We start from the raw sequence: 239 nt of genomic DNA on the forward strand, positions 1-239 counted from the left end.
ATCGCCACGGTGCAGAGCGCCGATGCGATCAAGGTGATCACGGTGCGCACCACCGGCTTCGATGCGGCGGCAGCCACGGGTGGCAGTGCAGCGGTCGAGAACGCCGAGGGCGTGGCCGACAGCGGCAAGTCGAGCTTCGTCGGCCGCGAAGTCACCAAGAGCGAGCGCCCCGAACTCACAGCCGCCAAGATCATCGTCTCGGGCGGCCGCGCCCTGGGCAGCGCCGAGAAGTTCCAGGA

Annotated in this window: 1 pseudogene; it reads left to right on the forward strand. The window is 69.0% G+C overall.

Annotated features, from left to right (window positions below):
- A pseudogene (locus tag B0W80_RS34300) lies at positions 1-239 on the forward strand (electron transfer flavoprotein subunit alpha/FixB family protein); the annotation flags it as partial.

The organism is Variovorax sp. KK3, assembly GCF_001984055.1.
Lineage (GTDB): Bacteria > Pseudomonadota > Gammaproteobacteria > Burkholderiales > Burkholderiaceae_C > Variovorax.